Here is a 13,438-nt window from a genome sequence, read left to right as displayed (position 1 = left end):
CCCCCCCCCCCCCCCCCCCCCCCCCCCCCCCCCCCCCCCCCCCCCCCCCCCGCGCCCCCCCCCCCCCCCCCCCCCCCCCCCCCCCGCCCCCCGGGCCCCCCCCCCCCCCCCCCCCCCCCGCCCGGGGCGCCCCCCCCCCCCCCCCCCCCCCCCCCCCCGCCCCCCCGGGGGGCCCCCCCCCCCCCCGGGCCCCCCCCCACGGCACCGCTGCGCGCCGGTGGGCCGCACCGCGGACCGCTCTCTCAGCAGTCGCACCCGCAGTCGCAGTCGCAGCAGCCGCCGTCCTCGCCGCCGCAGCAGTTGCTGCAGCAGTCACAGCCTTCGCAGCAGTCACCGCAGTCGCACTTGTGGCAGAGCCCTTCCCGCTCCTGACCGCTCCAGGGGTCGTTGAAGTTACTGGCGCAGCACATCTGGCAGGTGCAGGCGAGCCCCGCCCAGACCAGGCACCCGGCGATGAGGCCGCGCCGGTTGCGGGGCGGCTCGGGCGGAAGGGGCGGCCCGAACGGGCCTCCCGGACCACTGGGTGCGTACGGGTTGCCGGGCGGCGGGCCGAAGGACCCCGCGGGCCCGCCGTCCGGCTGGTGCGAGCAGGAGGACGAGCCGAAGGCCCGGTCGACGGACCTCCGCAGCTCGTGGACCAGGAGCACATGGGCCAGCGTGCTGTCGGTGAATTCCGCGTCCCGCATCGCCAGACGCACACCGTGCAGCGCGTCGTCGCACAGCCGGCGGGCCTCGGTGAGGGACGTGCCGGTGGCGGTGAGCGGGTTCCAGGCACCCGACGCGGCGTCGGTCTCCCTGTCCTCCACGGCGTCCAGGAGGTGGGCGAGCCTGCCGAAGAGCCGTCCCGCCTCGGCGAGCGCCTCGGCGTTCTGCGGCTTGCCCGCGAGTACGGCGGTGTGCGCGAAGGCCGCGGCCGTGGCGGTCTCGGTGGGCTCGGTGACCGTCAGGAGGGAGGTGCCGGGTCCGGCGAGGGACTCGATTCCGGTCTGCCGGTCGACGGCGTCGACCAGGACCGCCGTGTCGAAGCCGAGCTCGGCCCCGGTGCGCGCCCCCGCCCTGTCCCAGCCCGCCGCGACCCTGCGCGCCGCCGCGGCGACCGGGCGCCGCTTCAACAGTCCGTCCCGGTCGGCCACATGGTCGCGGACCTTCGCGGAGGCCAGCACGAGCGACACGGCGGCGGCCAGCCTGGCGCCCTCGCCGCGCGCGACCGGAGCCGTCCGCATCGAGCGCAGCGGGCAGGGGCCGGCGGTGCGCCGTTGTGCGCCGGTGCGCTCGGCCTGAGCCTCCGTCAGGACCGAGACGATCAGGCCGTCGTAGTTCGTCACCACCCGTGCGAACTGCCCGTGGTCCGCGCGCAGCGCGAGACAGAGCCCGCAGAGATGGGCCATCCACTCGGTCTTGAGCCCTTCGGACAGCCGATGGGTACAGGGCCTGACGATTCCGAACACGACGATCCCCCGGTAGCCGTTCACCTGATACGCGGCACTCGTCCGCCCGCGCGGCGTGCATCGTATCGAGCGTCCCGTTCACCCGTACGCACGCCATGTCACCCGGACGGCCCGGAGCATCATATTTTCCTTTTGCAACCCCCCTTATACGGGAGGAACCCTGACGAATCGCCACATGCTCTGCACCAGTAGCGTCACGAATCGCCTGCGCGCCGACTATCCCCTTGGCGCTGTATCCGCATCATGGACGACCATAGGGATAGGAAAGAGATGCGGAACACCAACGAACCGCGGTGAGAGGAGGCGTCCATGGGATCGGTGCGCAAGGCGAGCGCCTGGCTGGGCCTCGTGGAGGACAACGACAACGACGAGCGGTACTACGACGACGAGTACTCCGAGGATGCGGAGACCGGCACCGGCCAGCCATGGGTGACCGACCCCCGCGTGCAGGTGGCCTCCGAGAAGGCCGAGGACACGGGGCGCAGGATCGCCACGGTCACCCCGGACAGCTTCCGGGACGCGCGTGGGATCGGTGAGCTCTTCCGGGACGGCGTCCCGGTGATCGTCAACCTCACGGCCATGGATCCCTCGGACGCGAAGCGAGTCGTGGACTTCGCCGCGGGACTGACCTTCGGCCTGCGCGGCTCCATCGAGCGAGTGGCGACCAGAGTCTTCCTTCTGACCCCCGCCCACACCCAGGTGGTGAACGGCGAAGCCGCCGGCCGGCCCGCCGACGGCTTCTTCAACCAGAGCTGAGCAGGGCGCTCGCCGGAGAGCCCTACCGGAAAGCGTCCAGGCCGGTGAGCGCCTTGCCCAGTACCAGCTGGTGCATCTCCACGGTTCCCTCGTAGGTGAGCACCGACTCCAGATTCGTCGCGTGCCGCATCACCGGGTACTCCAGCGAGATCCCGTTGGCACCGAGAATCGTCCTCGATGTGCGGCAGATCTCGATCGCCTCACGCACGTTGTTGAGTTTGCCGAAGCTGACCTGCTCCGGACGGAGCCTGCCCCCGTCCAGCCTGCGGCCCAGGTGATGGGCGAGCAGGACGCCCTTGTGGAGTTCCAGGGCCATGTCGGCGAGCTTGGCCTGGGTGAGCTGGAACCCGCCGATCGGCCTGCCGAACTGCTCACGGGACTTCGCGTAGTCCAGCGCCGCCTCGAAGCTCGCGCGCGCCGCGCCCATGGCTCCCCAGACGATGCCGTAGCGGGCGTGACTCAGGCAGCTGAGCGGGCCGCGCAGACCGGTGGCGCCGGGCAGGACGGCGTCGGCGGGCAGCCGTACACCGTCCATGACCAGTTCGCTGGTGACCGAGGCGCGCAGCGACCACTTGTGCCTGATCTCCGGCGCGGAGAAGCCGGGGCTGTCCGTCGGCACGACGAATCCGCGGATTCCGGTTCCGCCGCCCGCCTCGTCGGTCTGCGCCCACACGACGGCGACCCCGGCGACCGATCCGTTGGTGATCCACATCTTGCGGCCGGTGAGGACCCAGTCGTCACCGTCCCGCTCGGCGTACGTCCGCATCCCCGCGGGGTCCGAGCCGTGGTCGGGCTCGGTCAGGCCGAAGCAGCCGATGATCTCGCCCGCCGCCATGCCGGGCAGCCACCGCTGCTTCTGCTCCTCCGAGCCGAAGCGGTGGATGGCGTACATGGCGAGGGAACCCTGGACGGAGACCAGGGAGCGGATCCCGGAGTCGGCGGCCTCCAGCTCCAGGCAGGCCAGGCCGTACTGGACGGCGCTCGCTCCCGCACAGCCGTAGCCCTTCAGGGACATGCCCAGCGCCCCGAGCGATCCCAGTTCGCGGGCCAGCTCGCGGATGCCGGGGAGCTCGCCCTTCTCGTACCACCCGGCGATGTGCGGGAGGACCCGGTCGGTGGCCCAGGCGCGCACGGTGTCGCGGATCGCGAGGTCCTCCGGCCCGAGGACGTCGTCGATGCCGATGGGGTCGCGCGGATCGAAGGGCGGGAGCTTCGACGGCTTCGCGGACTCGGTGGTGGACATGGGTGCCTCCGGCGGCTCGCACGGTTCGGAAACGCGCCACCGTACTGAAACTAGCAGTGATAGTTATGGCGCCCCGGCGACGTTACGGCTCAGAGTGCGGCCCGTCCAGAGCCGGTGGCCTCGGCGGGTTCGCGCCGGGCCGGACCCGGCAGCCGCTTCCCCCGGGCCTCCGGTACGGCCGGCGCACGCGCCCCGCCGCGGGCCGCCGACGCGACGGAATCCCGCCCGCTCGCCTGCTCCGGCAGCTCCGGCAGCTCGACGGGCCGCTCCCGGCAGCCCTTCGCCACCGGCGGGCAGTCCATGACCCGCGGCAGACGCAGTGCCGCCAGCGCGCCGAGCAGCAGGAGCCCCGCACTGACCAGCAGCGTGATGTGGAGACCGTCGACGAAGGCGTGCCGCGCCGTGTCGCGCAGCAGTTCCCCCATGGGGCCGCCCAGCCTGCCCGCCACCTGGTAGGCCTCACCCAGCGAGTGCGAGGCCGCCGATCCGGCGGCCGCGGGGACTCCCTCCTCGTGCAGCCGGGAGAGTCCGGGGGCGTAGGCCGCGTTCATGACACTGCCCAGCAGCGCGATCCCCAGGCCCGCGCCCAGCTGGTAGGAGGTCTCACCGATCGCGGCGGCTCCGCCGGCGCGTTCGGCGGGCACCTCGCTCAGCATCGACTCGTAGGCCCCGAACAGCGTGGACTGGAGCCCGAAGCCCAGCAGCACGAAGCCCGCGGTGAGCAGGACGGGTCGGTCGTGCTGTCCCATCAGGGTCAGCAGGAGCACGGAGGCGGCCGTCAGCACGAAGCCCCATCCGACCATCCGGCGCGGCCCCATCCGGCTGAGGGTGTACGAACCGGTGGCGCCGGCCGCCATCGCCGCGAAGGTCAGCGGCAGCAGCCGCAGACCGGTCTCCAGCGGGCTCAGGTCCAGGACCAGCTGGAGGTACTGGACGGCGATCAGCTCCAGGCCGACCAGGGCGAGCATGGCGAGCACGATGCAGCCGACGGCCGTGGTGAAGGCGGGCCGGGAGAACATGGCGATGTCGATCAGCGGGTGTGTGCGCCGCCGCTGCCTGCGGACGAAGAGGACGAGCAGGAGGATCCCGGCGAGCAGCGGGCCCAGGGTGGCGACGGTCAGGAGTCCTCCGTCGCCGCCGATCCGCTTGATGCCGAGGACGACGCCGAGCACACCGGCCGCGGCCGTCAGAGCGCCGAGCACGTCCCAGGGGCCGTCGCTCCCGCCACGCGACTCGGGCAGCAGCCAGCGCCCCACGGGGAGGATCACGGCCATGAGCGGGATGTTGATCAGGAAGACCGAGCCCCACCAGTAGTGCTCGACGAGGAACCCGCCGATGACCGGGCCGGTCGCGGCGCCCACCGCGGCGACCGCGGTCCAGATCCCGATGGCCAGGGCCCGCTCGCGCCGGTCGGGGAAGACCTGCCGGAGTATCGACAGCGTGGCCGGCATGATCATCGCGCCGCCCACGCCGAGCAGCGCGCGCGCCGCGATCAGCATGCCCGCGCTGTCGGCCGCCGCCGCGAGCGCCGAGGCGATCCCGAAGAGCGCGTAACCGAGGAGGAGGACCCGCCGTCTGCCGATCCGGTCACCGAGCGTGCCGAAGAGGATCAGCAGGGAGGCACAGACCAGCGGGTAGGCGTCCACGATCCACAACAGGCCGACGGCGCTGGGCCGCAGATCCTCGGTCACGGCGGGAACGGCGACGTGCAGCACGGTCGCGTCCAGCGCGACCAGAAGAAGACTGAGGCAGAGGACGACCAGGACGACCCAGCGGTTGGCACCGTCGGCCGCTGCGCGCAGCCTGCTCACGGCCGTGGACGTCCCAGTCATGTACGTACCTCCCACAATGAGTCCCTCGCGCTCGGCAGACCTGCTGGGGATCCGGCTTCGGCGTCCCCCGGGCCCGGCATCGACGGGCGAGTGAGCCGTCAGCGTACGCGAGTTCCACGTGGTCACGCGTGGTGCAGTTCATACGTTCAGCGGCCACCGGGTGTGGCGTACACCACTTCACCCGGTACACGGGGTGACGGCTCCGCCGCCGCGCCGGTGTGCGGCACCGCCCTGCCCGGCCGCGCCCCGCGGCTGCCCCGAATGGACCCGCGCATACGCGTCCCGATCACGCCGCATCAGTTTTTTCGGCGATCAAACATTTCTGCGAATAACGCCAGGATCGAATAGGCGGGGCGCCCGAAACCATTCATCGGCGCACCGGTAATGGATACCTGTCTGAGACAAAGTCCACATCACATCGTCATCACAAAGACGCGGGATCGGCCGGATCGCACACTCACTCGCTGTAACGTCCATTGCGTGCGTACCGACATCTTTGCCCGTCTGGACCGGGAGCCGGAACCGCCGAAGATAGAGACCCCGCGGATGAGTCGTCACCGCATCGCTCTCTTCGGCGGGACTTTGGCGTTCTATGTCGCCATCGTCGTCGCTGTGCTCGTCTCGTCCTGGCTGGTGGCTCTCGACTGGAAGGTCATGCTGTTCCGGCCCTATCAGCAGTGGCCCGGACTCCACGCCTTCCTCGACTACTACGTCGTGCTCGGCCAGCGTGGCCCCACGGCCGTGATGGTCGCCTCCTGGCTCGGCTGGCGCTCCTGGCGCCAGCACACGCTGCGGCCTCTCCTCACGCTGGGCACCTCGCTGCTGCTGCTCAACGTGTCGGTGGGCGCCGTCAAGCTCGGGCTGGGGCGGCTGGGCCCGCACTACGCCACCCAGATCGGCTCGGCCGAGCTCTTCGCCGGCGGCGATATATTTCCTTCCGGGCACACCGCCAACGCCGTGGTGACCTGGGGAATCCTCGCCTATCTGGCCACCACCCCGCGTGCGCGGCGCTACCTGTCGGCCCTGTCGGCGTTCGTCTCGCTCGGCGTGGGGCTCACCACCGTCTACATCGGCACCCACTGGCTCAGCGACGTCCTGCTGGGCTGGGCGGCCGGCCTGCTGATCCTGCTGGCCCTGCCGTGGTTCGAGCCGCTCGTCACCCGCGCCGAGGTCCTCATCCTCTCGGTGCGGGAGCAGTGGCGGGCACGCCGCCGGCTGCGGGCGTCCGCCCCAGCCGCCCCGGCGGCTCCGGAGCCGGTGCTGCTGCCGCAGGCACTGGGCGGCGGGAAGGGCGCCGAGGGCGCCCAGGAGGCCGCGAGCATGGTGGCGGTGCCCGATTCCCCGGCGACGGCCGGACACCCGGGGGGTGCGCGCGCCCGCGCGCACCAGGCGCACCCGGTCCGCTCGGAGCGGACACCCGTCACCCCGGCGGGCTCACGCCGCCCGCCGCACGCGGATCGCGCCCCGCGGAGCGGCGGATCTCCGGCCCGTCCGGTGACGGGCGGATCGGTGGCCCCCTGACCTGCGGGGACCACGCACCTCCCCGGCTCCGCGCATGACGAAGGCCCCGGCATCCGCCGGGGCCTTCGTCATGCCGGGCCGGATTTCAGCCGACCCAGCAGCGGGTCACCTTCGCGGCGTCCACCTCGAAGTTGATGCGTCCGCCACGGAACTCCATGGTGATGATGCTGCCCGGCGGGAGTGCTCGGACCGTGCTCCAGCCTCGCGCTCTGGCCTGGCGTTCCGCGGCCTCGGCGTCGAGGCCGACGTACGAGTCGGGAGCGTCGTCCGGCTGGGCGGGAGGGGTCGGTACAGGTGCCATACCTCTCACCGTAGGCCGTCGCGCGGCGAGGCGGAAGCCGTGGGCCGGGACGCACCAGGAGCGACCGTATGTACCTCGGCGGTCACGCTTGTGTCACAGGATCCCCACGCGCGTTCACCCGGGTCCACCCCGTCGGAAGAGGCGGCCGCACGGTGCGTGACCTGCATTTCACGGGCGCCCGGAATTGCTCCCCGGACATCGTCGACGAGGGAATTGAGGGCCGCCCTAGCGTATGCGTCGCGCGTTTCCCCGCGGCCGCGGAATGCGGAATACGTGACCGCGCAACCTGGAATTCACTCCCCCTTATGACACCCTTACTTTCCCCGCGCACCGACCCTGCCCGGCCCCGGCCGCGGGGCCGCCGTACCCGTCACGCCATCCGGAATGAAACGGTCCGGGACGCGGCGGACGAGGCGCCCGGACAGGCGTCCGGGCGCCTCCTCTCAGCCCCGTCCCCGGCGGACCGCCGACGACGCCAGGTCACGGAGCGCGTACGCTCCGTCCAGCACTCCGCCACGGGACCGGTGCACGGCGTTGCGCAGCGTGCTCTGCGACCGGCCCCTCGATCCCCGTGCGGCCAGCTCGCGGAAGAGCTTCTCGTGCCGTTCCGCGATCGGCGCCGGATCGAACCGGGCCGCGGAGACCCGCGCGGCGCGGCCCATCCTGTGCCGTAACCCGTCGTCGTCGATCAGGCCGAGCAACGCCTTCGCGAACGCTCCGGTGTCCCCGAGCGGCACGAGCCTGCCGTCCGCCCCGTCCTGGATGATCTCGGCGGGCCCGTGCGGGCAGTCGGTGGCCACCACCGGCACCCCGCAGCGCATCGCCTCCACGATGGTCATGCCGAACGACTCACGCTCCGAGGTCACGGCGGCGATGGAGGCCTTGGGCCACTCCTCCTCCATGGGATCGGCGGATCCCATGAGCAGTACCCGTTCCCTGAGCCCGAGCTCCTCGACGAGGGCACGCAGGGGCCGCTGCTCGTTGCCGGACGCGTCCCCCGCGCCGTAGATCCGCAGCCGCCAGTCCGGCCTCGCCGCCGCGACGTCGGCGAAGGCCCGGATCAGCACGTCGTACCGCTTGACCCGGTGCAGCCGGCCGGCCGCCACGATCCATCTGGCGTCGCAGTCGGCGGGCGGCCCGCTCGGCTCGGGCACACTGTTCGGGATGGCCTCCACACGCACCCCCGGCAGCCTCAGCCCGGTCCGGTAGTCCCGGGCGTCGGCCTCGGTGACGGTCGTGACGGCGTCGAGCAGCGCGTACCGGTGCCTTACCTCGCGGCGGAGCCGGTAGCTGTGGCTCTCCAGCGTGAGGTGCTCCTGGCCGACACGCACCGGCCCGCGCCGGGCCTGCCTGCTGATGTGGACGTTGAGCCCCGGCCGTGTACCGACGACGACATCGGCCTCCAGCGCCCCGAGATGGGCGGCGAGGCGGCTGTCGGTGAGCCTGCTGTACTGCCGGTACCTGGTGTCGCCGCGCGGGAACACCGAAGCCGGTCGCGCGTGTTCCGCGTCGTCCCCCTCGAATCCCGGGGCCGATCTGCGCAGGTCGACGAGGTGGCTCATCCGCACACCGGCGGGCGCGCCGAGCGCCGGGTCCTCGCGGTGCCGGAAGACGGAGACGATCTCGACGTCGTGCTGTTCCGCCAGGGTCCTCGCGAGCGTGAAGGTCGTACGGATCGTTCCCCCGATGCCGTACGCATTGTGGAGCAGAAATGAAATGTGCATTACGTGGTCGTTTCCCCTGTTCGACTGGTCCGCAACGGACCTTACGTGTCGTCAGAAGGGGTCACGGCTTTCCCGCAGGAGTCGCACAGAGCCGTGACATTTCGAACTGGCGCACGCACACTGCCGGCTATAGGCGGAATGCCTGGCTCCGTATTTATTTCACGATCTGACGGTGCGCCGGTTCACCGACTCCCCCGCTTCAATCTCCCGATTCGCGCGTTACCCCGGCCCCGGATCGTCCGTTGTCTCTTCATGAGCCGGGAACCGCCCGGCACACGCACCGAGTTCGAGGAGCCACCCGTGCCGCGCATGCTCGACGTCAGCGAGGACGTACGTGCCGAGATCGGCGACGCCGAAGCCGACCGGCTGCTCGTCGGCGACAGCGCCCCAGGCAGTTACGACTGCACCTCCTGCCGCACGCCCGGCGACTCCGACCAGGAACGCACCAGCACGGTGCTGTTCGTGGGCGACGAGACAGCCGTGCTCGCCTTCGCCCACGCGACCTGCATCCCCTCGCAGGTCGTCCAGGTCGCGGAGGACCAGCTCCAGGGCGCCGTGCGGTCCATCACCGGCAGCGAGCCGGAGAATCCGGAGGGCCTCATGCCCGAACAGGCTGTCCTCGGCATCACCAGCGGTCTCGTCCTGATCGAGGACGATCTGCGCCCGGCGCTGGTCGTCGAACCGACCGGGCCGATCGCCCGGCCCGGGACCGACGGCAGCAGCGGGGACCAGTTCCTCCAGCTGCTGCTGGAGCAGGGCTTCCAGCCCACGCCGCATCTGAACCGGCTGCCCGGTGTGCTTCCCGGCTGGTCCGTCCTGCTGGCCATGGGCCAGCTGCACGCGGTGCTCCAGCCGGGTGCCGGCGGCGGCAGCCCGGTGGCCTGGTGGCAGGCTCACCAGCCGCTCCAGGTCACGGAGGGCTGGCGTACGGCGGCGAACAAGTCGCAGAGCGTGCTGGTCTTCGCCGCGCCCGCGGGTTCCATCGGCCAGCAACCGCGTGAGGACCTGCTCCGCGACGCGCTGGACAAGGCCGCGGTGAACGGTCTGCTGGTCGCCGCGACGATGCCGCTGGCCGGGACCTGACCGTGCCGGCAGCGCCCTCCCCTGCCCGCCGGACATCGTTTTCTCCGCCCGGCCCGCATCCGACGGGCGGCGAGGTCGTTGGCACCTACGTGCACTCATACGACCCTTCTCGCCAGCAGCAGACCCCGATCCCGGCCATGCGCCCCTCACGGGACCCGTCGGGCGGCAGGTCCGCCACCCCGATCTACGACGCGCTGTACGCCGAGTACCGCCGATCGTTCCGGGCGCTTCCGGGCGACCGCACCGGTGAGGAGAATCTCGGCTTCAGGACGTTCGGCATCGGGATGTTCGGCAGCCGTGCACCTCTGAGCGGCCGCACGGCGGCGAACGCCCAGGGCAGCAACAGCGCGTCGGGGGGCAACCCCGGTTCCTGGCAGCGGGTCGGGCGGCATGCCGGACGGGCCAGGCCGGCGGCGTTGCCACCCGGGCCGACGGACAGCTGAGGGCCTACGGCGAAGCCCCGGACCCCCGCCTGAGCGGGGTGGGTCCGGGGCTTCGCCGTAGGGGCTTTCAGGTCACTTCTTGCGGCCGCGCTTCTCACGCACCCGCACGGAGATGTGCAGCGGCGTGCCCTCGAAGCCGAACTCCTCGCGCAGACGGCGCTCGACGAAGCGCCGGTAGCCGTGCTCCAGGAAGCCGGAAGAGAAGAGCACGAACCTCGGGGGCTTGGTGCCCGCCTGCGTGCCGAAGAGGATGCGGGGCTGCTTGCCGCCACGCACCGGGTGCGGGTGGGAGGCGACGATCTCACCGAGGAAGGCGTTGAGCCTGCCGGTGGGGACGCGGGTCTCCCAGCCCTCGATCGCGGTCTCGATCGCCGGGACGAGCTTCTCCATGTGCCGGCCGGTGACTGCCGAGACGTTGACGCGCGGGGCCCAGGCGATCTGGGCGAGCTCCGTCTCGATCTCGCGCTCGAGGTAGTAGCGGCGCTCCTCGTCGAGGGTGTCCCACTTGTTGAAGGCGACGACGACGGCGCGGCCGGCCTCCACCGCCATGGTGACGATGCGCTGGTCCTGCACGCTGATCGACTCGCTCGCGTCGATCAGGATGACGGCGACCTCCGCCTTCTCGACGGCGGCGGCGGTACGCAGTGAGGCGTAGTAGTCCGCGCCCTCCTGGAGGTGGACCTTGCGCCGGATGCCCGCCGTGTCGATGAACTTCCAGGTGGTCCCGCCGAGCTGGATCAGTTCGTCGACCGGGTCGCGGGTGGTGCCGGCCAGGGCGTTGACGACGACGCGGTCCTCGCCGGCGACCTTGTTCAGCAGGGAGGACTTGCCGACGTTGGGACGGCCGATGAGCGCGATGCGGCGCGGACCGCCGAGCGCGTTGCCGAACGTCTGCGCGGGGGCCTCGGGCAGGGCCTCCAGCACGGCGTCCAGCATGTCGCCGGTGCCACGGCCGTGCAGCGAGGAGACCGGGTACGGCTCGCCGAGGCCCAGCGACCAGAGCGCGGTGGCGTCGGCCTCGCCGCTCTGCCCGTCGACCTTGTTGGCGCACAGGACGACGGGCTTGCCGGCCCGGCGCAGCAGCTTGACGACCGCCTCGTCGGTGTCGGTGGCGCCGACGGTGGCGTCGACCACGAAGACGACCGCGTCGGCCGTCTCGATGGCGTACTCGGCCTGGGCGGCGACGGAGGCGTCGAGACCCAGTACGTCCTGCTCCCAGCCGCCGGTGTCGACGACCTTGAAGCGGCGCCCGGCCCACTCGGCCTCGTAGCTGACGCGGTCACGGGTGACGCCCGGCTTGTCCTGGACGACGGCCTCGCGGCGGCCGATGATCCGGTTCACCAGGGTCGACTTGCCGACATTCGGGCGGCCGACGACGGCGAGCACGGGGAGCGGTCCGTGACCGGCCTCACCAATGGCGCCCTCGACGTCCTCGGGGTCGAACCCCTCCTGCGCGGCGAGCTCCATGAACTCCGCGTACTCGGCGTCGCCAAGTGCTCCGTGCTCGTGGTCCGAGCCGTCGGAGTGAATCTGGTCGTTCATGAAGTCCGTTCCTCTTTGCATCATCATCGATGGGCCACGATCGCGCGGCCCACTACTCAGGTCTTGACCGGGCGCCCGGTGAGGCGCCTGGCGTCTTCCAGGTGCGCGGTCAGCCTGCCCTGGATCAGCAGTGTCGCCTCGTCCAGCGCCTTCCTGGTCCGCCGCCCACTGCCGTCACCGGCCTGGAAGGCGTCACCGAAGACGACGTCCACCCGGCTGCGCAGCGGAGGCAGTGCTGATATCAACCGTCCGCGCCGCTCGGTGCTTCCCAGGACCGCGACGGGGACGATCGGCGCCCCGCCGCGTACGGCGAAGTACGCGAGCCCCGCACGCAGCGAGGCGAAGTCTCCCTCGCCCCTCGTTCCCTCGGGGAAGATCCCGAGGGCCCCGCCGTTGCCCAGCACGCCGAGTGCCTGCGTGATGGCGGTGCGGTCGACGGTCGTACGGTCCACCTTCAGCTGCCCGATTCCGCGCAGGAACGGGTCGAGGGGGCCGACGAACGCCTCCTTCTTGATCAGGAAGTGGACGGGCCGGGGCGCGGTGCCCATCAGCATCGGCCCGTCGATGTTGTGCGCGTGGTTCACGGCGAGTATGACGGGTCCCGACGCCGGGACCCGCCACGCGCCGAGCACACGGGGCCTGAACAGCCCGTACATGAGCCCGATGCCGATTCCGCGCCCGACGGCCGCTCCGCGCAGCGTGGGCGCGGCGGTGGCTTCGGTCACTTCGCGGCCTGCTTCTCCCCGACGAGGGTGACGACGCACTCGATGACCTGCGTGAGGGTCAGCTCGGTGGTGTCCACCTCGACGGCGTCAGCGGCCTTGGCCAGCGGCGAGGTCTTGCGTCCGGAGTCGGCTGCGTCGCGCTTGATCAGCGCCTCCTTGGTGGCGGCGAGATCGGAGCCCTTGACCTCACCGCTGCGGCGCGCGGCGCGTGCCTCGGGGGACGCGGTCAGGAAGATCTTGATGTCGGCGTCCGGCAGCACGGTGGTGCCGATGTCCCGGCCCTCGACGACGATGCCCCGCTCGGCCTCGGCGGCGATGGAGCGCTGCAGCTCGGTGATCCGGGTGCGCACCTCGGGGACGGCGCTGACGGCGCTGACCTTGGAGGTGACCTCCTGGGTGCGGATCGGGCCGGAGGCGTCCTCGCCGTCGACCGTGATCGTCGGGGCCGAGGGGTCCGTCCCGGAGACGATGACCGGCTTGGCGGCGGCCGTGGCGATCTCCGCCGGGTTCTGCACGTCGATGCCGTTGTTCAGCATCCACCAGGTGATCGCGCGGTACTGGGCGCCGGTGTCCAGGTAGCTCAGGCCGAGCTGGGCGGCGACGGCCTTGGAGGTGCTCGACTTGCCTGTGCCGGAGGGGCCGTCGATGGCGACGATCACTGCGGCCGGAGCGGTCCGGGCGGCGGCGCTTACGGTTTCCACGGTGGTGGACACCTTCCTGGTACACGGGGGCGGGCGGAGCGGGGCCACGGAACGGCCTCCCCCAAGGTTACCGATTGCGCGAAGCGCCTTTGTACCCCTGTCCCGGGCCGCCCCCGGCC

General features: G+C 71.8%; 12 protein-coding genes. 4 read left to right on the top strand and 8 right to left on the bottom strand.

The features are described from left to right. Positions 1 to 242: 242 nt before the first annotated feature. Complete coding sequence (locus tag ACFYQ6_RS34135; RefSeq protein ID WP_361586562.1) at positions 243 to 1,448, bottom strand: DUF5685 family protein; 1,206 nt, start codon at positions 1,446 to 1,448, stop codon at positions 243 to 245. A gap of 309 nt (positions 1,449 to 1,757) precedes the next feature. On the opposite strand from ACFYQ6_RS34135, the gene ACFYQ6_RS34130 reads away from it, so the two are divergent. After that, positions 1,758 to 2,204, top strand: coding sequence for a cell division protein SepF (locus ACFYQ6_RS34130; protein WP_356740348.1), 447 nt, complete (start codon positions 1,758 to 1,760; stop codon positions 2,202 to 2,204). 22 nt (positions 2,205 to 2,226) lie between these two features. Here ACFYQ6_RS34130 and ACFYQ6_RS34125 read toward each other — a convergent pair whose 3' ends face one another. Both ACFYQ6_RS34125 and ACFYQ6_RS34120 read right to left on the bottom strand, forming a co-directional pair. Further along, positions 2,227 to 3,447: an acyl-CoA dehydrogenase family protein gene (locus ACFYQ6_RS34125; RefSeq protein WP_361586560.1), complete on the bottom strand. Its 1,221-nt coding sequence runs from the start codon at positions 3,445 to 3,447 to the stop codon at positions 2,227 to 2,229. An 89-nt stretch (positions 3,448 to 3,536) separates the two neighbouring features. Next, complete coding sequence (locus ACFYQ6_RS34120; RefSeq protein ID WP_361586558.1) at positions 3,537 to 5,279, bottom strand: MFS transporter; 1,743 nt, start codon at positions 5,277 to 5,279, stop codon at positions 3,537 to 3,539. A 480-nt stretch (positions 5,280 to 5,759) separates the two neighbouring features. On the opposite strand from ACFYQ6_RS34120, the gene ACFYQ6_RS34115 reads away from it, so the two are divergent. Then, the gene (locus ACFYQ6_RS34115) at positions 5,760 to 6,800 is read left to right on the top strand and encodes a phosphatase PAP2 family protein (RefSeq protein ID WP_361586555.1); all 1,041 of its coding nucleotides are present in this window, start codon (positions 5,760 to 5,762) and stop codon (positions 6,798 to 6,800) included. An 85-nt stretch (positions 6,801 to 6,885) separates the two neighbouring features. Here the strand turns inward: ACFYQ6_RS34115 and ACFYQ6_RS34110 are convergent, their stop codons facing one another. Together ACFYQ6_RS34110 and ACFYQ6_RS34105 are read right to left on the bottom strand one after the other, a co-directional pair. Then, a complete protein-coding gene (locus ACFYQ6_RS34110) occupies positions 6,886 to 7,101 on the bottom strand; it encodes an I78 family peptidase inhibitor (RefSeq protein ID WP_361586552.1) in 216 nt (71 codons plus the stop codon). A gap of 443 nt (positions 7,102 to 7,544) precedes the next feature. Next, entirely contained in the window at positions 7,545 to 8,825 is a 1,281-nt protein-coding gene (locus ACFYQ6_RS34105; protein ID WP_361586549.1) for a glycosyltransferase family 4 protein, read from the bottom strand. Positions 8,826 to 9,125: 300 nt separating this feature from the next. Between ACFYQ6_RS34105 and ACFYQ6_RS34100 the strand changes: the two genes are divergently transcribed. Beyond that, positions 9,126 to 9,908 carry a hypothetical protein gene (locus ACFYQ6_RS34100; protein ID WP_361586567.1) on the top strand — a complete coding sequence of 261 codons (783 nt, stop codon included), beginning with the start codon at positions 9,126 to 9,128 and terminating at the stop codon, positions 9,906 to 9,908. 137 nt (positions 9,909 to 10,045) lie between these two features. Then, positions 10,046 to 10,351, top strand: coding sequence for a hypothetical protein (locus tag ACFYQ6_RS34095; RefSeq protein WP_361586546.1), 306 nt, complete (start codon positions 10,046 to 10,048; stop codon positions 10,349 to 10,351). A 72-nt stretch (positions 10,352 to 10,423) separates the two neighbouring features. On the opposite strand, the gene der is transcribed toward ACFYQ6_RS34095, so the two are convergent. The 3 genes from der to cmk are packed head-to-tail and all read right to left on the bottom strand — an operon-like array spanning position 10,424 to position 13,331. Then, positions 10,424 to 11,893, bottom strand: coding sequence for a ribosome biogenesis GTPase Der (gene der, locus ACFYQ6_RS34090; RefSeq protein WP_388766711.1), 1,470 nt, complete (start codon positions 11,891 to 11,893; stop codon positions 10,424 to 10,426). 56 nt (positions 11,894 to 11,949) lie between these two features. After that, on the bottom strand, positions 11,950 to 12,618 hold the full coding sequence (locus tag ACFYQ6_RS34085; protein WP_356740366.1) for a lysophospholipid acyltransferase family protein: 669 nt from the start codon (positions 12,616 to 12,618) through the stop codon (positions 11,950 to 11,952). Further along, positions 12,615 to 13,331: a (d)CMP kinase gene (gene cmk / locus ACFYQ6_RS34080; protein WP_361586541.1), complete on the bottom strand. Its 717-nt coding sequence runs from the start codon at positions 13,329 to 13,331 to the stop codon at positions 12,615 to 12,617. The genes ACFYQ6_RS34085 and cmk overlap by 4 nt, the downstream gene beginning before the upstream one ends. Between the last annotated feature and the right edge of the window lie 107 nt (positions 13,332 to 13,438).

Source organism: Streptomyces sp. NPDC005494, from assembly GCF_042872025.1.
Lineage (GTDB): Bacteria > Actinomycetota > Actinomycetes > Streptomycetales > Streptomycetaceae > Streptomyces.
The sequence above is the reverse complement of the archived record's forward strand: the minus strand, read 5'-3'. Positions and strand labels throughout refer to the sequence as shown.